Genomic DNA, 19,660 nt, shown 5'->3' with positions numbered 1-19,660 from the left:
GAAATACTACCGAGTGTCAGATTCAAAGTTTTTTGCGTCCTCGTGGATCGATAGGTAAGACATTTGATGTAGGTAGTTGCCGTTCTAGCTCATCAATGCGGTCATACAGCTCAAGCATGTTGGCATCGGCCTCACTTAACAGGCTTGCAAGGTGATCTCGTTGCCGTGTAATTTCCTCGATCCGCTCCCGAAAGCCACGATTTTTCTTGCGAGTCAATAAACTGACCTGACGCGCAGATTTTGGGTATTCCTCAGCATGCACTTCAATGTACTTTTGGATTTCATCAACCAAGAGAGGAAATCGCGTTTTTTTCAAGGCAGAGGGGTCACTGCCGGCCTCTTTGGCAACGTTGTTCTGACTTAAAGGAGTACCCTTTGGCAGTCGTTCGGACTTGTTGTTTTTTAGGCGCTCGAACGCCGCGCGATACTGCTCTTCGGCGCTCGTACGCTTGGTTGAACCAGTAGAGTTACATTTGCTGGATGGCATGGCGATAGTTCTCCACACTACGTTTCTGGGCTTCGAGTGAAGCTCTCAGAGGACTTTCTGCTTCGGCAGTAGCCAGGCGCTCGTCCAGAATTGCCTCCAACGCTTCAACTTCATTGAGTTGCGCGGGGTCATACAGCACGTCCGCACATGGCTTGGGCTGCTCAAGAGAATCGCCTCCACCGCAATGTGCGATATTGTCGATACCGCCATAGGGACAAGGGGCTCTACTGGTGCAAATGCCAAGCAATACAGAACGATAAGATGCTATACCTTTCTTGGCCAGATTGATCACTTTCCTGGCATCAGTAGCTGAGATTAGCCGCACGATCTCGGATTTCCGCTTCTCACCGTGCGGGCTGACAAAACGGTCACTCGCAAGCTGTTGCAGTTGTCGTCCCAAAACTTCGTACATGGTACGGACATAAAGCGTATGGGCTTTCTCGTCCAGCCGCACTCGTGAGTGGTTCTGACCATAATAGAGGCTCATCGCTCTGGTGACATGCTTGAGCTGAAACTGCAGGGAGGCGTCGCTGACCAGCCCCGAGGCCTGCATATTAACTGCCCCGGTTCGCCTCAGCTGGTGCCAGGCCAACGGCCATATTTTGCCAACTGCGAACTCATCAGATAACGTTGGTGTAACCATACGTGCCAACTCAAAATCTTTCTGGGTAATACGCATCTGCTCAGGGTCGAATAGCTGAAGTGCTCTTGCCAAGTATGGAATCCCGGGACGAAGAGAGTGATTGGCTTTACTCCCTCTTTTGCTCCACGGTTCAGTTGCATAGCCAATTAGATAGCGCGATTCTGAGGCTGTAGCTTTTGTTTCTGGGTGTGCGTTGGGCTCAGACAAAGCACTTTCTGTACGGAGGTTAGCGACAACCTGCATGGCTTTAACCGCTACCCTGGCTGAGGGAGAGGTTACCCAAAGGGCTTGGGAGTCAGACATGGTTTTAGTCGTGCAGCCTTGCAAGATATAAATATCACCAAAGGACGGATCCTTCTCTATTTGCAGGCAATTCGTTCGGAGGTTCCAGGCCTCTTCGACTCGCATAAGACTGAAGTTCAACAAATAGCCCAGTCCGGCTCTGCTTACGAGATTTAAGTAGCTGGTCAGTGTCTGGACACGGATCTCTCTGTCGCTCCGGCCTGTCCAGCGTTCCAGAAGGTCCGCGATACCAAACCGGCGGGCCGTATCGATGAATTGACCGTAATACTGACGTCCAGTCTGTTGGCCGTTAGCTTCGTCAGTTGGCCACCTAAGCGGATAAAACGACTTGGGCTTTTTTTGCCCTTGAGGGGTTATGAAGTTGGACCTATAGGCGTTCACACAGAAGCGGAAGCACTCCTCTACAGACTCTTGATGAGCCAGAAAGTCGTCCAGGCATGCGCGTAAGCGTGTAACTTGGTAATGCCAGATGCGAGGTGGGATATACGGGGTCTGGTTAACCTGATGTTCAGGTAAGGATGCTGCAAGGCGCGCCAGTCCTGCGCGATCAAGGACAGTGAACCCTATAGTATTGCGGCGTTCATAAAGTTCACTTAATAGTGCTAAAAATTCGCCTGATCGGGATATTTGAAGCACTTTTGATAGTTGATCTGAAACTCGAGGAAACTGACTTAGCTCAGACGCTAGAATGCCTTCTTGAGTACATAGAACAAACAGCTTACGCATCTGATCGAAACGGGTTTTCAGACCTCGGACACCGCGTGCTCCATTCGGGCCATACAACCACCAACCGATAATGGTTCGCAGCAAATCTGCATTCGCAGGACTAATCACGGCTGCATATTTTTTTATCGGGCCGTCACCGAAGTTGAGGATAATCGCTTTTCCTGCCCACGGATCAAGCCGCCAAATAGGATCACCCCAACGACTCACTATGTGACCAGCTGCATCAATGATGACCGGCCAATCTCGTTGCGGTGGCCAACACGGTGGACGATAGTTGGGCGCGTCAGGAACTGCCAGAGGCGAGTCAATGGAAAGGCCAAATTGCGAAAGAGGATTTTGCATTATATTGATTGTTGTCGTAGTTCTGCCAATCGAATGAACCCTGCCCAGACCGGATGATAATCACCCTCTGTGATACGGGCACTCATCTCTTCCACCCAAAGCTTTCGTATATTGTTACTTTCTTCAAAAAAACGCAGTTTGGCCGTCAGACGCTTGATCGTAAGCAAGGCTGGATGTTCTGTCGCCACCTGACTTCCTGCACTAGGCGGGTGGTAGCATGCCAGCTCGAGTGATTTAAGGTGACGCAGGCTGCCGAGAGACCAGACATGATCTTCACTTTCGATATCCCGATGTTGCACACAAAACAGACAGCCAGCTGCATTTATGCAATCAGGACGCGGTGCATTCCGCGGAGTTTCACTTAGCAGTTCAGGTTTGGCCGATATACATTGACCTGGGGCGGGAGAAGAAAGGGATGGGTCGGTTTTTTGATGGAAGCGTGTAATCTCCGCCATGGCGGTCTGTGGATGCGGGTCGGAATATACCCTTATTAGCGTTTCAACCGTGTGTTGAGCCATCTCTGCAACCTGTTCCGGATTCTGAGACTCACGAAGCAACCAGTTGATACGCGTTCCGCGCATTTTTCTTGGCCTTACAAGTTGTATGCCGATTTTGCTGCAAACATTCATAAGACTCGTGAATTGAGGCGGCTCTACTGTGATTCGTCCTCCAATGCGCACAAGTGGAAATAGCAAATCATCTGGCTCGGTGGAAAACCATTCAGAGCGCCACACGAGATAATTTTCGAACCAGTTTCGGTAATTGGCATAAATTTCGAACAGTACTTCACCGTCGCGGCGCTTTTTAAAGGTGCGTACCTGATAGCCGTCTAGGTGACTGGCGTAATGGAAATGCTCGACTCGCATGGTATGGGCTTGCTGCAGGTTCATGCCGGTCTGAGCAATGAATATCAGCAGCTCGCTTTCAATGCGTAAATTGACAAGAGGATAACGAGTTCGCAGGGTTCGATCTTCCTGCCAGGCAGCACGAGCTGCCGCTGACGCTTCTATCTGCGCCCGGGATTGGGGTCTGGTACGTCGAGCCGCTGCTTTCTCCGGTTGCGGCAGTCCTGACCATTGTTCCAAGACTTGTCCGGTGCGTAACGGGATACAAACCGGCAGCGCTCCCTTTATTGTTTCTGACGTCAATGCGTTGCATATATCAGCTAGTAAATGTCCGAACTCGAAGGTGCTTTGCAGATTCTGTTTATCTGCTCTAGCAGTATGCACCTTGCCTTTGCTGCGTGGCTTGCGAATACGAGTGCTTTTGCTCAAGCTCGCCTGGCGGTCCAGCGCACGGTCAAGCATTGTCGCGGTGAGCCTGGTAAGGTCATATAGGGTGCCTTCACTAAAGCTGCGCTCGACTCGATAACGGTGTAGTAAGTGATCAGTCCAACGAATGAAGGTATCGGACACCGTTTCGAGATCAAGTTTTTCTCCTGTCGCATCGCTCCAGGCAAAGAAGCGTCGCAACGCAGCAATTTTATTTTGCGCCGAGTAGCGGCTTCCGCCACCAGCAAGGTCGGCAGCCATGTGTTCGTGTAGCCGCATTACCAACTCGATGCGCTCTGGTAATAGTTGACCGAGCTCGCCCTGATCGATCTGACTGTCAACTTTCTTCGTTTTTGCAGCAGCACCGCCTCTGTATAGCAGCGGTCGGAGATCCCATGGTCTCTCATGAATCCCGTACTCAAGTATCGTAAATGTAAGATCAACGGTGCAGCTACTCATGATGCGGTACCCCGGAGCCGATGCCACTGAATGCCGCCATAAAGCTATTTGAGAGCGCTTGCTTGACTGGCAATGCCTGTAAAAATCGAATGTATTTAAAAGTAGTCGCTTCCGAACTGGGACTATGAAGTAGTGCGTCTCTGACCATCGAAATTACGATAGCGACATCGGTACAACTGGAAAGGCCCAGACGTGCCAATTCGGTACCGAAGGTGCAACGTGACTGGTGGAAACGAAATTTACGAAGCGCTTGTAAACCTGCTTTTGATCCTCGCTCCCGAAACGCTGACATCTCAACATTTACTGCAGATGACTGATCGGTGCTACGTCTGCCGTAAGCATTGCCAAATCGAGTCAGGAACAGCAGATCACGCTGTTCGGGTGATGCTTTCGCCTCTCTTCTTAGCCGCCGCAATCCATTGCCATATTCAAGCAACTGATCAAGCAACGCTTCGGGAATCCAGATTTGGCCAGTCACACCAAACTTGGTGTGCACCGATGGAGAGGCGCCTGGACCTATCGCAAGGCGCAGTAGCCCTTCAGCGGAAGGGTCTGGGATAGCGTGCTTAAGGGTTTGGATCTTGAGATCACAGATACTCCCAAGCCGCATTCCAGTGAAAAAACCGAGTGCCAGCATGAGATAAAGCTCAGGCGTAGCATGCAGTGCAGCAAAATTCATGATCGCGTCGCGATCAGCCTCTGAAACTGGAAGTAATCCATCCTCAAGTGTCTGCCCAAACCGTTTACGATTCGGGATGCCAAGATCGGTCGTGATTCCACTTATTGTTCTTTCGAACCCGATCTGATCGAAGTATTTAACCAGGTAGGGCTTATCCCGCCATAAGGTAAGGGAAGGAGATAGAAGCTCCTTGTGTTTCACCCATCGATAGAACATGACGCAATTGCGCATGTACTCGGACGCTGTTGATGGACTGATCTGGCCCGCATCGCGCGTCCTTATCAACGCTCCCCGATACAACACCAAGCATCGATCAGCTTTGCGAACAGGAAACTCAAACCAATGTAGATGATGAGATTCCAAGAACTTGGCGTAATTGAGCAGGCCATTCATGTTGCTGACAACAGTCTTTAGAGAAGCATTGCCAGTTGTTGCTCGTTCTACTGCCCACAGGTTTGCTTCCCTCCAGGGCATGCAGTCTGCCCAGAAAAGCTGAGGCAAGCCTTCAATAGATGGTTGACTGTTACTGGGCGAGTAAGTGGTAGATTTATCGCCGCATACAACGTGGTGGGGTACGAAGTGAATGCGTTCTAACGTCGCCATTCATTGCTCCGAGTTAGCTTGGCCATGTCCATGGCACTAACTTCATGGTTTGGGTGTCACTACTATATAACTTACTCTTATCGATGGAGTAGGGCTCCACCAGCGGCGTAAAGGTGCGCAGTGTCGCCAGTACGCGCGCGCTCATGTCGCCATTTATGTGGAATGGAAAATCAATAGGGATACGAACCGTTTCGTCCTTTTACTCAATAAAATACAGCGTCGCTTGTCAGGTTCTGTCTGAGAAGTCATGGCAGCAATGCTTTCCCTGTTCACTGAGCAGGAGCCCGCCAAGGCTGGCCGTTACAGCTTTCGAGCACCAGCATTCTTTGGATTTTCTGCTTTCATACCTAATGGAGATATGACTGAGCGATAGGTTTTTGGAAACAGAGGTCCCGGGGGCCTTCGCCAGTGGTGTGACAACTTCTTGTTTCAGGATGCTCTATTGCACGTCTAATTACAGACCGAAGAAGATGGCGAAAAATATGCTGGCTTTTCTTGTCTCTGTGTATTTATCATGAAGGCTGGGTAAATTTTGCACAGGACCTGCTTCATCTCATGATGTTCATCAGGCTTATTCTCATTGTGATATTGACACTATCGATTCCAGCCCTTGGGTTGGCGTCGTCAGGTGTTGGTGAGCAGTGCGAGATGATGCCAGGAACATTCATGATGCATGATGCAACTGACCAGCAGGATTGTGATGTGATGGCACAAAATTTCGCATCACAACCCGACTCGAGCGATAAATGCCCGCCAATGCAGGACTGTGTTGTCGGCATGGCGCTATATATCTCCAACTCGAATTTATCCATCTATACCTTACATCCCGTTCGCGTTTCCCCTCTGCTGTATGACCCGCCTGCCGTTTTCCGTTCTACCGACGGCTTATGGCGCCCTCCTCGTTTGAGCTGACTCCCTACTGAGATTCAACTTTCGCAGCTTCTATCGACTGCGAGGTCAAGCACGACTGTGCGTTGAAAAATCTGGAGTTAGAGCATGTATCTTCACAGATATCATGTCCTGTTTGGCTGGCTGATAATGGGCTGGCTGGGCATGGCCGGAGGCGTTCATGCCTCATCACTAAGCTTTAATGACGCCCTTGCAATAGGCGTACAAAACGCCCCCGAACTGGCTGCCAGCATGTCTGGTATCGCCAGCGCTCGTGAATTGATTGAGCCGGCCGATGCGCTGCCTGACCCCAGGCTAAGTCTTGGTGTCACCAACTATCCGGTTTCCGGCCCGGACAGGGGCAGCCTGACAGATAGCATGATGACGATGCAGCGCATCGGTCTGTCGCAGTCCATACCCAATGGCGCCAAGCGTCATGCTCGCAAGGCTATTGCCGAAGCCGAGCTGGGAAATGCCCGGGCATTACGTCATGTGGTACACCTCATGGTGCATCACCATACGGCGCAGGCCTGGTTCAAGCGCTACTACCTGGAACGCAAGCTTGAACAGCTTGATGAACTCGACCAAGAAAACCGCCTTCTCACGACTACCGTTCAGGCTCAGATCGCATCAGGCAGCGCCCCGCTGACTGACAGTGTGCTTGCCAGACAAGCCGTGGCCGAGCTTGCCGACCGACGTGACGCTCTGGAAAGCGAGCGGATCGCAGCCATCGCCGAGCTTCGCCGCTATGTGGGCGATGCGGCCGATGAGCCGCTTGAAGGGACACCGCCTTCTTTTGCCATTGCGCCGGAAGCCCTGCGCACACGTCTGAAACGCTATCCCGAAGTACTTGCCTTGAGTGCTCAGACTCGCATTGCCGAGGCCAGACTCGCTGAAGCGAAGGCCGAAAAGCGTCCTGACTGGGGCGTTGAACTGGCCTACCAGCATCGTGATGAACGCTACGGCGACATGGTCTCGGCACAGGTGTCGTTTGATCTGCCGCTGTTCTCCGGCAGCCGTCAGGACCCGACAATTCGTGCCCGTCAGCACACCGTGGAACGCCTTCAGTTCGAATACGATGCATTGCTGCGTGAGCAAATGAGTGAGCTTGGCCATCAGCTGGCCGACTACGCCGCACTATCCCAACAGCTCAATCGAGCGCAAACCACCTGGCTTGATCTCGCCAATCAGAAAGTCGAGCTGCAGTACGCCGCCTACAAAAACGGCCAGAGCACTCTCGACGCCATCCTGGCCGCACGCCGCGAACTAATCGACCAACGCCTGCGCATCATTGATCTCAAACAACAGCGCGATCTGATCGCGATGCAGCTTCACTTTTCCTATGGGGAGCCCATGAATGAATAAGAATACGCTTAAAGTGGCTGCCCTGTTGGTTACCGTGACCGCTGCTAACGTGGGCATCACCTCCTGGCTGATTCATCGGGATACATCAGGGACTGAGCCTGCATCCAAAAAAGCGCAGGACCAGAGTGAACAGCGCGAGGTGTTGTACTGGTATGACCCGATGGTGCCGGATCAGCACTTCGACCAGCCGGGGCAATCCCCGTTCATGGATATGGCACTGGTACCCAAGTATGCCGACGAAGCTGGTAATACAGATGCTGCCGTCAGGATCAATCCGGGGGTGGTACAGAACCTTGGCGTACGCACCGTCCAGGTTACCCGTACCGCGCTCACCAGCGCTATCGAGGCTGCCGCCAACGTGCAGTTCAACGACCGCGATGTAGCGATCGTCCAGACGCGCAGCTCAGGATTCGTCGAGCGCAGCTACGATCTTGCGCCGGGTGATGTGATCAAGCAGGGCGCGCCCCTGGCCGATCTGCTTATCCCTGCCTGGGGCGGTGCGCTGGAAGAGTATCTGGCTGTGCTCAATACCCATGATCGCACTCTGATTAATGCTACGCGTCAACGGCTGATACTGATGGGAATGCCGTCAGCCTTGATCGAGCGTGTCGAAAAAAACCGCCGGGCCCAACCCGTCATCACGATGCATGCGCCGATTGGCGGCACCGTGCAGCGTCTCGATGTCCGGGCAGGAATGGCGTTGGAGAAAGGTGCGCCACTGGCAGTGATCAACGGGCTGGACACCGTCTGGCTCGAAGCCGCTGTGCCTGAAGTCCAGGCCGGCCGGGTCCGCGTCGGTCAGTCTGCCACAGCGCGGTTGACCGCCTATCCTGGCGAGACGTTCGAGGGTCAGGTGATTGCCGTGCTGCCCACAAATGATCCGTCCAGCCGTACGCTGCAGGTGCGCATCGCGCTGCCCAACCCCGAGCTGCGCCTGCGTCCCGGCATGTTTGCGCGTGTCCAGCTTGAAAGCACCGCAGAAAGCGTACTGACCGTACCCAGTGAGGCCGTGCTGCACGGCAGTCAACGCGACTATGTGCTCGTCGCTGACGGTGAGGGTGGCTTCACGCCGGTAACCGTTACCCTGGGAAGACAGTCCGGTCAGCAGACCGAGATACGCGATGGGCTGCAGGAAGGCCAGCGCGTCGTGGCATCGGGTCAGTTCCTCATCGACTCCGAGGCCAGTCTGGCCGGTGCACTCGATCGTCTCGGTGATACAGAGAGTGCGGGCACTGGCAACGCGGAAGCCATGGGCAACATGAATATGGACGCCCAGAGCAGCATGTCGGCTGAAGAGGCCAGCAGTGCGTCGATTGAAAGCCGCGGACGTGTCGAGGACTTGTCTGCCACGCAGATTACCCTGTCGCATGAGCCCATCCCGGCGCTCGATTGGCCAGCGATGACGATGCCATTCGAACTGGCCGACCCAGGATTGACAGAAGGTCTTGAGGTCGGCGACACCGTGACCTTCACGATGCGCGAAGGTGATAGCGGTTACGTTATCGATCAGCTGCAGCGAAGCGGAGGCGCACAATGATTGCACGCGTGATTCGCTGGTCAATCGGCAACCGTTTTCTGGTGCTGCTGGCAACTGTATTCATCGCCGTTGCCGGCGTGGTCTCGGTCAAGAATATGCCGCTCGATGCACTGCCGGACCTGTCCGATGTGCAGGTCATCGTCCGTACCCCCTATCCCGGTCAGGCGCCACAGCTGGTCGAAGAGCAGGTGACCTACCCGCTTTCGACCATGATGTTGTCGGTTCCGGGGGTCAAAACGGTACGCGGCTATTCGTTCTTCGGCGATTCCTATGTCTACGTGCTGTTCGACGACGATACCGACCTTTACTGGGCGCGTTCGCGGGTGCTCGAGTATCTGAGCCAGGCCCAGGGCCAGCTACCCAATGACGTCACGCCAGTGCTGGGCCCTGATGCGACCGGCGTAGGCTGGGTGTATGAATACGCTCTGGTTGATCGCAGCGGCCAGCACGATCTGTCCCAGTTGCGTAGCCTGCAGGACTGGTTCCTGAAATATGAGCTCAAGAGTCTGCCCGGCGTGGCCGAGGTCGCTACCATCGGCGGTATGGTCAAGCAGTACCAGGTGGTGCTTGACCCAGCGAAACTGGCCGCTTATAGCATTACACAGCGTCAGGTCATCTCGGCCATTCAGAACGCCAACCAGGAAACCGGCGGCTCGGTGCTTGAACTTGCCGAAACCGAGTACATGGTGCGGGCGTCCGGCTACCTCGAGTCGCTTGAGGACTTTCAGCACATTCCGCTCAGGGCCAGTGCCGAGGGCGTCCCGGTCACGCTGGGTGACGTGGCGAGGATTCAGCTCGGGCCCGAGATGCGTCGCGGTATTGCAGAGCTCAATGGCGAAGGCGAAGTGGTGGGCGGCGTGGTAGTACTGCGCTCCGGCGGCAATGCGCTGGCGACGATAGAGGCGGTCAAGGCCAGACTGGACACGCTCAAGAGCAGCCTGCCCGAAGGCGTTGAAATTGTGCCCACCTATGATCGTAGCCAGCTGATCGAGAGCGCCGTCGAGAACCTGAGCCACAAGCTGATCGAAGAGTTCATCGTCGTCGCGCTGGTGTGCGTATTGTTCCTCTGGCATCTGCGCTCGGCTTTTGTCGCAATCCTGTCGCTGCCGCTGGGTCTGCTGGTTGCCTTTATGATCATGCAGTGGCAGGGCATCAATGCCAATATCATGTCGCTGGGCGGTCTGGCCATTGCTATTGGCGCAATGGTCGATGCCGCCGTGGTCATGATCGAGAACGCCCACAAGAAGCTCGAGGCCTGGCATCATGCCCATCCGGGCCAAGAGCTCAAGGGAGAACGCCGCTGGACAGTCATCGGCGATGCTGCTGCCGAAGTAGGGCCAGCCCTGTTCTTCAGCCTGCTGATCATCACGATGTCATTCATTCCGGTATTTACGCTGCAGGCTCAGGAAGGTCGCCTGTTCGGGCCGCTGGCGTTTACCAAGACCTACGCCATGGCCGGTGCGGCTGGTCTGTCGATCACCCTGATCCCGGTATTGATGGGCTACTGGATTCGGGGCCGCATTCCCGACGAGAACCGCAACCCGCTTAACCGGCTGCTGATCTGGTTATACCGGCCGCTTCTCAACGTCACGCTGCGTCGTCCCAAAACCACGATCTTTCTGGCGCTGGTGTTGTTGGCGAGTGCGGCGTGGCCCATCAACCGGTTGGGCAGCGAATTCATGCCTCCACTCGATGAAGGCGACCTGCTCTACATGCCCTCTGCCCTGCCAGGGCTATCGGTGGGCAAGGCATCGCAACTGCTGCAGCAGACCGACCGCCTGATCAAGACCGTGCCTGAAGTGGAAAGCGTGTTCGGCAAGGCCGGCCGCGCCGAAACGGCTACCGATCCGGCCCCCTTGACCATGTTCGAGACGACGATTCGTTTTAAACCGCGTGACGAGTGGCGACCCGGCATGACGCCTGACAAGCTGGTCGATGAGCTTGATCGCATTGTGCAGGTACCGGGGCTGACCAATGTATGGGTGCCGCCGATTCGTAACCGCATCGACATGCTTGCCACCGGTATCAAAAGCCCGATTGGGGTCAAGGTTTCAGGTACCGACATTACCCAACTTGACCGTATTGCCCAGCAGGTCGAGCAGGCGGCGAAGAAAGTGCCCGGGGTGACCTCGGCTCTGGCCGAGCGTCTCAAGGGTGGGCGCTATGTCGACGTCGATATTGATCGTGTGGCAGCAGGCCGTTACGGCCTCAATGTCAGTGACATCCAGGCTATTGTTGCTTCGGCGATTGGTGGCAAAAACATTGGTGAGACGGTTGAAGGGCTGGCCCGTTATCCGATCAGTGTGCGATACCCCCGAGCCGTACGTGACTCACTCGAGGAAATTCGCCAGCTGCCCATCATCACCTCTAACGGTGCGCAGATTACTCTCGATAGTGTGGCGAATATCAGCCTGAGCGAAGGCCCACCGATGCTCAAGAGTGAGAACGCACGTTTGACCACGCTGGTGTATGTGGACGTGCGTGATCGTGACCTCGGTTCAGTGGTGGCTGATCTCCAACAGGCGATAGGTCAACAGGTCAAACTTGCTCCGGGTATCTCGATTGCCTACTCGGGTCAATTCGAATATATGCAACGTGCCAATGCCCGGCTCAAGCTCGTCGTGCCGGCCACCCTCTTAATCATCTTTGTACTGTTCTATCTGACGTTTCGCCGCATCGGTGAAGCAGTGCTGCTGATGGGCACACTGCCTTTCGCGCTGGTTGGAGGTGTATGGCTGCTTTACCTGCTCGGCTACAACATGTCGATTGCCACCGGAGTAGGATTCATTGCATTGGCCGGCGTCTCGGCCGAATTCAGTGTCGTGATGCTGCTTTATCTCAAGCAGGCCATTGAACGCTATCGCGCGGCAGACGGCACTCTTGAGCCGCAGGCGCTCAATGCCGCTATTCAGGAGGGGGCAGTACTGCGTGTGCGCCCCAAGGCGATGACCGTGGCCGTTATTCTCGCCGGCCTGATCCCGATCATGGTGGGCAGCGGTACCGGATCGGAAGTCATGAGCCGCATTGCTACGCCAATGGTCGGCGGCATGATTACCGCTCCATTCGTTTCAATGCTGCTGGTGCCCATTGTGTATCGCCTGATGCGTACCCCACGTCGTCGAGACGCTATTGCTCACCATGCGACACAAGATTAATCGTTTCACAACTCATGAGGATTTACCTATGAACAAGCTGAATCGTCCCTTGCTGACCGCTGCCACACTGGTACTGGCCATCCAGACACTGCCTGTCATGGCAGCGGAGATGCAGGATATGGACATGAAGTCATCATCCGGGCAGAACCAGACTAAAGCCGTTGAGGCCGATGGCGTGGTCAAGGCTATCGACCCAGAGACACAGAAGGTTACCCTGGCCCACGGCCCAATCGCAGCGCTCAACTGGCCGGCAATGAAGATGGCTTTCAAGGTGGCTGAGCCGACGCTACTGGAAGGTATTGATGTGGGTGACAAGGTCCACTTCGAACTGCAGGGCGCTGACCATGTCGTGACAGAACTGAGCAAGAACTGAAGCGTGGCTTTAGGCCGTGGCAGCCTGATAATTATATCTTGAACTTAAAGTCAACTTCAAAGTTATCGTTAAAGCGGTTTCCGAAAGCCCGGAAAACCAAAACACGATATCTGCGTGTCGCTCAGCAACCTGAATAAACGAAAAACTCACGTTCACTATTGAAAATTTCGAGGATCATAAAATGCGTAAAGTAAAAACCTTGATCGCTACTGGTATTGCATTTGCAGGTCTAGCTTCAGTCTCAATGGCATTCGCCTTGACGGATACCAGCCGTACCGGACAATCCGAGGCAATGATGCAATCAATGGCTATCCATGAGCAGTCAAACTCAAACTCAAACGCAATGCAGCATGAAAGCATGATGCATAAAAATGGCATGATGCCTCAGATGAGAGAAATGATGAAAAAATGCCGTCATATGATGATGCAGGATAAAATGGAGGAAGGCTGCTAAGTAGTATCAGGTATGGGCCGGCTTTTATATAATAGAAGCCGGCCTTCAAGTCGAGTGAATGCTCGTAAAAGTAAATCCTTTATATCAGTATTATTGACTGAAATGTCATAAGCGCGACATTTTAAATATATTTGTTCAACTGGTTTAAAAAGTCTTTGTATTGCGAACGCAGAGTGGCATCTTCAGGGCCGTGGTGACACTATTCTGTATCAAACTATGCATGCGGGCTGATTTTCCAACCTGAATCTGGATGCAGTTTTGCGCACAAGGGCAAGATAGATCTCAATTTCCTTGGTTCTTGATCCCGATCTCAATTGGTGTTCTGCCGTCCAGAGTGGGCACATTGTCGAGCTTGTGAATAAGACCTTTCAATTTTTCCAGATCACCCTCGGCAATAGCTCGTTCGTCGGGAGTCAAAGGCACTGCCTCCAAATATCTTCCGATAGACGACTTGCTTTCAAGGGCTTGGGCTCTTGCACTGGCTTTTGGCAAGTTAAAGTCACAACCTGCACAGGCCATGCGATGTGGGCAGCTACTCCAGAAAGGGTTTGAACAATACGAGTCACCCAGGTCATAGAAGGTGTAGGGCTCATCTGAATGGCGAGCAATTACATCATGGTCAATCAGGATGGAGACCATATTGGCCATTTGATCAGCTTTGATAAATGATGCTGCCAGCTTGGTAGGTCGAACTCGAATATAATGTAAAGTCGAATTCGGTGAGCTATGTCCCGACCACTGCATCAACTCGATCAGCGACATGCCTTGAGGAACGCTGGCAAGCGCCGTCACTGCGGAAGCACGCCCCCTATGGCTTGTGATTCGACCGCGACTGTCTTCTAAAGGTACACCTGCCTTGGCGCACAATATTGGAATGATGGTGCCATTGATAACACCGGAACCTATGCGTTTGCCTCGAAACTGGAATAGATAGCTAACTTTTCTCCCGGTTCGCTCATCAAATAATGCGGCCTGGTTGATAGGTCTATCTTTCAGCCAAGCATCGATGTATTTCTTTACGGTTATCGCTACGGGCTTGACGAAGGGCTTGAATGTTTTGCTGGCAGGAATATCGAGGTAGCATAAGGACCCTGCTGGAGTGATAGTCCCATCCTCGTGTACCACATCATTGGTCTGGAGATGTGCGCATTCTTTGTCCAGTCGCATAATTTCATTACTGCGCAAACCTGCGTGAGTCCATATCACGGCAAGGGCTTGCACCATCGATAGGGGATAATGAATCTCAGAAAGCAGATCATTACGTTCGAGATTGAGGCTTGCCCAAATAAGCTTGAGCCATGTCGAATCATCAATAACGCGTGGGTTAATGCCGGAGTTGAATGTTACGGATCTTGGCGTGGCCAGGTGATATCTTGGACTGAACTTTAAACGTCCCCAGCCCCACAGCTCAAAGTCTGTAAAAAAGCGTCGCAATGCATGCAAAAAACTGCGCTTTGAGTTGGCAGCGATGGGCTGTCCAAGTCCTTTGAAGTTTGTTCCCTTCGCTGATTTCAAAGCCCATTCCCCGACAGTCATCCGATCGACAGCGGCAATGAAGGCAGCGCAAGTAGACATGCTCCAATCGATGGGCGCTGCAGTATCGGGTTGCTCACGTTTCAACCAAAGACCAGTTCTCAGGAGAAAACTGTAATTACTTTCACGTGTGTGGGGACGTAAGGTGGATGTATCACGCCAGCGACGACACCACATTACCCAAGCTGGGTCGATGCCTTCGATGCTTTTTTCTCGCCAACTGATATAGCCTCGCATACGAATAGGTTTCGACAGGATGCCCATTGCAGCTAGTCCGTGAGATACCTTTCCAATCGATCTCGCAACACCTTCGCTTCGATGCTGCTGACCCTTCAAAAGCAGTTCCTCTGTGAATGTCTCCAGTCGTGGATCGCCATTTTCCAGCATCAATGTGCCCAGTACGCTGGAAAGGAACTGTTCAAGGTGAAGCGCAGCATAACCCAGCGATCTCAACGCTCGGCTTAATCGAACGTGCTCATGTCTGAATACTTCATGGCCAAAGATAAAAGAGGCGTATGTCGCCGGGTGCCGGAATTTATCAAGGCGCTGTGGTACTCGAAAACCGCCAAGGTGATAGGCAACAGAAGCAAGGTAAGGTCGTGATCCTGCTTTGCTACTGAGTAAAGTCAACCACTGTGACTCAGTCCAAAGCCAGTAGGGTTTGCCAGTCTTGCTGATATTCCAGAGAATGGCTGCCACCGAAATAATTGCTAAACGCATGGAAACCCCACTGTGAGTCGCCAGGTCAATGAGCGGTCTCATGAGTCGGGGTATCTCCGATTGTAGATAGCACCAGTCCGAACGGTAAGAACGATTGGAAAGTATGGTCAGTTCCAGATTCGATAGAGTAATTTGACGTTCGTATTGACTCACATCGAATGGAATATAGTCGGCGGAAGAAGAGGTGTTCATTGTGATACCTCATTCTCGAAGAGTTCACAAAACATCCGAGCATCCAGGCTGCTTACAGAGTGCGACATCTTTGCAGTTAAGTCTGCTCCCGATAGATGGAGGTAAGCCAACGTGGTTTTGGGATCGCGATGTCCTGCATAGGTGGTTAATTCATGAAGCTTCCAGCCGGCCCGGGCCAGATGGGTCAGACGAAGATGACGAAAGGTATGAGTGCTAATGTGCGATAGTTGTGCCTTCTTTGCCCAGCCTTCAACTGTTTTGCTCCACGTCCAATGAGTCAATGATGAGCCACGATTGCGGTCCGATTCTGATCGAAACAGCGAACCACTTGACCAGCCGGCACGGCGAAGGACATGCATATGCTCGATTAATACAGGCGCAATTTCTGGGCTGTAGCAAACAATGCGGCTGCGTTTGCTTTTAGTTGTCTCAGCTCGTACCGAGATCAATCGATGTGCAACATCTAAATCTTCAATCCGCAGTGCTATTAGCTCGGCCCGGCGAAGAGCCCCGAAGTACGCCAATGACAGCATGAGTCGATTGCGGATAGATGAGCTGGCTGCGATATTGAGAAAGTGCCGCCACTGTTCATCTGTAGGAATGTCTGGCAAGTTGGTAAGCCGTGGGACGAGACCCCTGACAAAACCTTTATGTCCCGATACTTGGAGGAGGCGACCATACTGTCCGCGAGGTACAGGGTTTTGCTCGCAACGACCTTGGAAAACCAGATGGTCATACCATAACCGGATAGCAGTAAGTCTTTGTTGTAGAGTTGAATTTGCTACTGCACTTTTCTCACCAGGCAGCAGCCTGCGGATGTAGAGCGTGACTTGTTCAAATGTCACGGATTCAGGTTTTAGCCCATTTTCTTCGCAATGCAACAAATAATGCGCGAGGCCACGGCCATAGGCATCAAGCGTGGCTGCTGCACGTCCCAGATTACTCAATAGCTCTAGCCACCCTTGTACACTGGGGTGGCGACTCAATACTTGTTCATGCATTAGAGGCTTGTTCATGGACACCCCTCTGAATACCAACGAAATCAGATTAGCCCAAAAGCATTCCACTTAACTTAATAGAGTTCGTAGTTGCTGGAGCACAGCGTTAGCCCGTGGCGTGTGGTGTCCGGCGGGATATGGTGCAACGGCATGCCCATGGGAATGCCAAGCGCAATGGCCTCGCTTGAGCGGGCAATCACGCAGCCATCGTTATTGGATAATACGACCACGGGCAGGCCATGCAGGCGAGGTCGGAACACGCGTTCACAGCTGGCATAGAAGTTGTTGCAGTCCACCAGCGCAATCGGGGCCTTCATCGCCGCACCGTTCGCACGATGTGGGTCACCACGCCCCAGATCTGGCATTCGGCGCTGTGCATCATGATGGGAGCATGACGCGGATTGGACGAATACAGGGCCGGCATACATCCCTGATGGCGGAGCTCCTTGACCAGCATCTCACCATCCACGATGGCAATGACGATGTCGCCGTGGCGGGCATCAATGGCACGATCGACCAGCAGCTTGTCACCGCCATGAATGCCCGAGCCGTCGGGGCACTGCATCGAATCCCCTTCAGCGGTGAACATGAAGGTGGAGGTCGGGCGCGGGATCAGCTGCTCGTTGAGGTCGATGCGCCCGCCATCATAATCCTGCGCCGGGGAGGGAAAGCCCGAAATGCCGGCCCGTACGTGATAGAGAGCACGGGGGATGCTGCGCGGCGGCGGATCGATGATCATCGCCTGTGGTGAGGTGACATGAAGCATGTCGACGGCCTGCGGTCATGAATTGGTATCTGTATATATATACAGCACCCTTGGCGCATATTGCCATGTTATCTGCGCAGGATTACGACCAAACGATGAGTCGACTCATGCCTGCAGGAAAAAGGCTGGCCTGGAGAAAGCCAGGATCATCAGGCCCGGTGCCAGGGCCGGAGTTACCTGTTGGGGACATCTTCCAGTTCGCGCCGCCAGCGCTGCAGGATGCGTCGGTGGCGGCGGGTCTTGAACTGTTCGGTACGGGCATCATCCGGGACCAGCAGTATGCGTCCGTCGTCGGCGCTCTGGATATGAAACGTGCGGCGAGCCCCGATCTGATGTTTTTCTGCACCGAAGATGGCGATCAGACTGATCTCGACGGCGACCAGTTCGTCATCACCGGGCATGCCATGGTGATCGTCAAGTTCGATGCCACGGGCAAATCCGGCCTGGCGAATCATGTTGCCAAAGGTACCGGCTTCCATGTAATCGCCGGAGGTCATGGGGCCCTGACGGGTAAATTCATGAAGATTAATGTCCCGGCCTTCTTCGTGCCGGGCGATATTGACCGGCTGGCCCGAGTCATCCACCACATCGGTGACGTTGCAGAGCCACTGCGTTTTGGACGTGGTGATGCGTGCCATGACCAGATCAATGAACACGCTTTGCTTGCTCATGTTGCTGAACAGGCAGACCGAGTTGATATCCCGGCCCTTGCCGCAGTTGATGATGATCTGTGGGCGCCGCTGCATGCGAAAGTTATGCAGCAGAAGCTGTAGATAGACGGCCCAGATGATCAGCATGCCCACACTGGTGATGCCGCTGAACGTGGCGGCATTTTCGGTAATCCACTGCCACAGACTGCTCAGCGAAGACAACATTCAGGAAATCCAGGTGATCGATTGCAGGGTCTGATATGAGCAATTCAGGAAGCCAGTTTCAGACTGACTGACCGGTGCCTTGCCGTGGAGATGAAGATATTGGCCATCAAAGTCAGCAAACTCAGCCAATCGGGACCAGTCGAGAATCGTCAGGGTCTTGCGATACAGCGAAACCAGTTCCTGGTGTCTCAAAAGCTGCAGGGAGCGGTTGAGATGCACCGGCGAAAGCCCCAGCGATTCGCTCAGAGCAACCTGAGTCAGCGGAAAATACATGCTGTAGCCATTCGTCTTGCCAATGATGGCATAGCGCGTGAAAAGCTCACAGAGCAGATGGGCCAGACGCATGGCGGCGGGTCGGCGCGTCACATTTAAAAGCCACTCTCCCATCATGGACCTGTCAACGGCCGAGGCCAGAGCAAGGCCGTTGGAAAGGCCCGAGTCCGGCGTCAATCGCGACAGGAATTTCTGACGGTCCAGCAGCGTTACGCGCACCTCCGACAGGGCTCTGACGCTGTAATCCAGGCGGCACTGAACGGGGGAGATATCCTCACAGTGATCGCCGGGCAGAATAAGCGAGATGATCTGGTCGGCACCGTCATGAGCGGTTTTGAAACGACAGGCCCAGCCGTCTGTAATGAGGCTGATCCTGTCCGGTCTTTCACCGGCGCTTGCCAGTCGCTGCCCTCTGGCGAAGTGCTGTTTGCTGTCAACGCACTCCTGGATGGCCGTCTTCTCTTCCTGAGTCATGCGAGAGTAGAAATTCATTTTGTTAATGAATGAATACATGTGCCCTCTGCTCCCGATTACCTTTAAGGTTTGATTGTCCATCATGGGAAAGGAACAGCATCTACTTTAAAAGCACTAACGTTTTGGCCGATTTTTTCGATCATCGAAAGGGATTTTCGAAAGAAAAATCAGCTTCGGTGAGGCTCATGTTTTCCTGTGAAACCCTTTCTTTTTCGAAGTCCTAAATATCGAAAAAGCCCTGTGCCTGTATCTGTCCTTGACGTCTATTCGGTGCAGCCTTAGTCGCCACCACCATGCTCAATATACCTCTCAAGGGCCATGCCCTATAAATAACGCATGTTGTTGTCATTCTTGGATTCGAGGTTTTCAGCGTTTTTTTTGTGATTAATAAGGTGGTTTAGGTAATTTAAGGTGTCTTGTGATGCTGGCAGACGGTGCAAAGCATTGAAGGTAAGGTCAGAGATGGTCACGTGCACTGCCCCCTCCGCAGGGAAAAATCCTGAATCGGTAAGTAAATTGATCGAGGTTGTTGATCCGTGATGTC

General features: G+C 53.3%; 16 protein-coding genes. 6 read left to right on the top strand and 10 right to left on the bottom strand.

What is annotated here, in order from left to right; all coding sequences use genetic code 11:
- Window positions 1-22 precede the first annotated feature (22 nt).
- The 4 genes from B9H00_RS06715 to B9H00_RS06700 are packed head-to-tail and all read right to left on the bottom strand — an operon-like array spanning window position 23 to window position 5,513.
- Window positions 23-487, bottom strand: a complete 465-nt coding sequence (locus B9H00_RS06715) for a hypothetical protein (protein WP_086621618.1) — start codon at window positions 485-487, stop codon at window positions 23-25.
- Entirely contained in the window at window positions 468-2,501 is a 2,034-nt protein-coding gene (locus B9H00_RS16920; protein WP_211329640.1) for a hypothetical protein, read from the bottom strand. Before B9H00_RS16920 ends, B9H00_RS06715 begins: the two co-directional genes overlap by 20 nt.
- Window positions 2,501-4,231: an integrase gene (locus B9H00_RS06705; RefSeq protein WP_086621619.1), complete on the bottom strand. Its 1,731-nt coding sequence runs from the start codon at window positions 4,229-4,231 to the stop codon at window positions 2,501-2,503. Before B9H00_RS06705 ends, B9H00_RS16920 begins: the two co-directional genes overlap by 1 nt.
- On the bottom strand, window positions 4,224-5,513 hold the full coding sequence (locus tag B9H00_RS06700; protein WP_086621620.1) for a site-specific integrase: 1,290 nt from the start codon (window positions 5,511-5,513) through the stop codon (window positions 4,224-4,226). The genes B9H00_RS06705 and B9H00_RS06700 overlap by 8 nt, the downstream gene beginning before the upstream one ends.
- A gap of 555 nt (window positions 5,514-6,068) precedes the next feature.
- On the opposite strand from B9H00_RS06700, the gene B9H00_RS06695 reads away from it, so the two are divergent.
- The 6 genes from B9H00_RS06695 (at window position 6,069) to B9H00_RS06670 (ending at window position 13,285) form a co-directional block, all read left to right on the top strand.
- Window positions 6,069-6,425 carry a hypothetical protein gene (locus tag B9H00_RS06695; protein WP_086900008.1) on the top strand — a complete coding sequence of 119 codons (357 nt, stop codon included), beginning with the start codon at window positions 6,069-6,071 and terminating at the stop codon, window positions 6,423-6,425.
- 84 nt (window positions 6,426-6,509) lie between these two features.
- Window positions 6,510-7,766: a TolC family protein gene (locus B9H00_RS06690; protein ID WP_211329641.1), complete on the top strand. Its 1,257-nt coding sequence runs from the start codon at window positions 6,510-6,512 to the stop codon at window positions 7,764-7,766.
- Window positions 7,759-9,303 carry an efflux RND transporter periplasmic adaptor subunit gene (locus B9H00_RS06685; RefSeq protein WP_086900007.1) on the top strand — a complete coding sequence of 515 codons (1,545 nt, stop codon included), beginning with the start codon at window positions 7,759-7,761 and terminating at the stop codon, window positions 9,301-9,303. Before B9H00_RS06690 ends, B9H00_RS06685 begins: the two co-directional genes overlap by 8 nt.
- On the top strand, window positions 9,300-12,458 hold the full coding sequence (locus B9H00_RS06680) for an efflux RND transporter permease subunit (protein WP_086900006.1): 3,159 nt from the start codon (window positions 9,300-9,302) through the stop codon (window positions 12,456-12,458). The genes B9H00_RS06685 and B9H00_RS06680 overlap by 4 nt, the downstream gene beginning before the upstream one ends.
- 28 nt (window positions 12,459-12,486) lie before the next feature.
- Window positions 12,487-12,831, top strand: coding sequence for a copper-binding protein (locus B9H00_RS06675; RefSeq protein ID WP_157663195.1), 345 nt, complete (start codon window positions 12,487-12,489; stop codon window positions 12,829-12,831).
- Window positions 12,832-13,012: 181 nt separating this feature from the next.
- Window positions 13,013-13,285 (top strand): hypothetical protein, encoded by a 273-nt coding sequence (locus tag B9H00_RS06670; RefSeq protein WP_086900004.1) that lies wholly within the window; start codon window positions 13,013-13,015, stop codon window positions 13,283-13,285.
- Window positions 13,286-13,567: 282 nt separating this feature from the next.
- Here B9H00_RS06670 and B9H00_RS06665 read toward each other — a convergent pair whose 3' ends face one another.
- The 6 genes from B9H00_RS06665 to B9H00_RS06640 all read right to left on the bottom strand — a co-directional run bounded on the left by B9H00_RS06665 (window position 13,568) and on the right by B9H00_RS06640 (window position 19,155).
- Window positions 13,568-15,730, bottom strand: coding sequence for a tyrosine-type recombinase/integrase (locus tag B9H00_RS06665; protein WP_086900003.1), 2,163 nt, complete (start codon window positions 15,728-15,730; stop codon window positions 13,568-13,570).
- Complete coding sequence (locus B9H00_RS06660) at window positions 15,727-16,746, bottom strand: tyrosine-type recombinase/integrase (RefSeq protein WP_086900002.1); 1,020 nt, start codon at window positions 16,744-16,746, stop codon at window positions 15,727-15,729. The genes B9H00_RS06665 and B9H00_RS06660 overlap by 4 nt, the downstream gene beginning before the upstream one ends.
- Window positions 16,747-16,802: 56 nt before the next feature.
- On the bottom strand, window positions 16,803-17,045 hold the full coding sequence (locus B9H00_RS06655; protein WP_211329642.1) for a Y-family DNA polymerase: 243 nt from the start codon (window positions 17,043-17,045) through the stop codon (window positions 16,803-16,805).
- Window positions 17,042-17,494 carry a LexA family protein gene (locus tag B9H00_RS06650; RefSeq protein ID WP_086900001.1) on the bottom strand — a complete coding sequence of 151 codons (453 nt, stop codon included), beginning with the start codon at window positions 17,492-17,494 and terminating at the stop codon, window positions 17,042-17,044. Before B9H00_RS06650 ends, B9H00_RS06655 begins: the two co-directional genes overlap by 4 nt.
- Window positions 17,495-17,667: 173 nt before the next feature.
- Window positions 17,668-18,369 (bottom strand): hypothetical protein, encoded by a 702-nt coding sequence (locus tag B9H00_RS06645; protein ID WP_086900000.1) that lies wholly within the window; start codon window positions 18,367-18,369, stop codon window positions 17,668-17,670.
- Complete coding sequence (locus B9H00_RS06640) at window positions 18,370-19,155, bottom strand: Crp/Fnr family transcriptional regulator (RefSeq protein WP_169713429.1); 786 nt, start codon at window positions 19,153-19,155, stop codon at window positions 18,370-18,372.
- Window positions 19,156-19,660 lie beyond the last annotated feature (505 nt).

The sequence above is a fragment of the Kushneria marisflavi genome (assembly GCF_002157205.1).
GTDB classification, from domain to species: domain Bacteria; phylum Pseudomonadota; class Gammaproteobacteria; order Pseudomonadales; family Halomonadaceae; genus Kushneria; species Kushneria marisflavi.
This window is presented reverse-complemented; position numbering and strand designations above follow the sequence as displayed.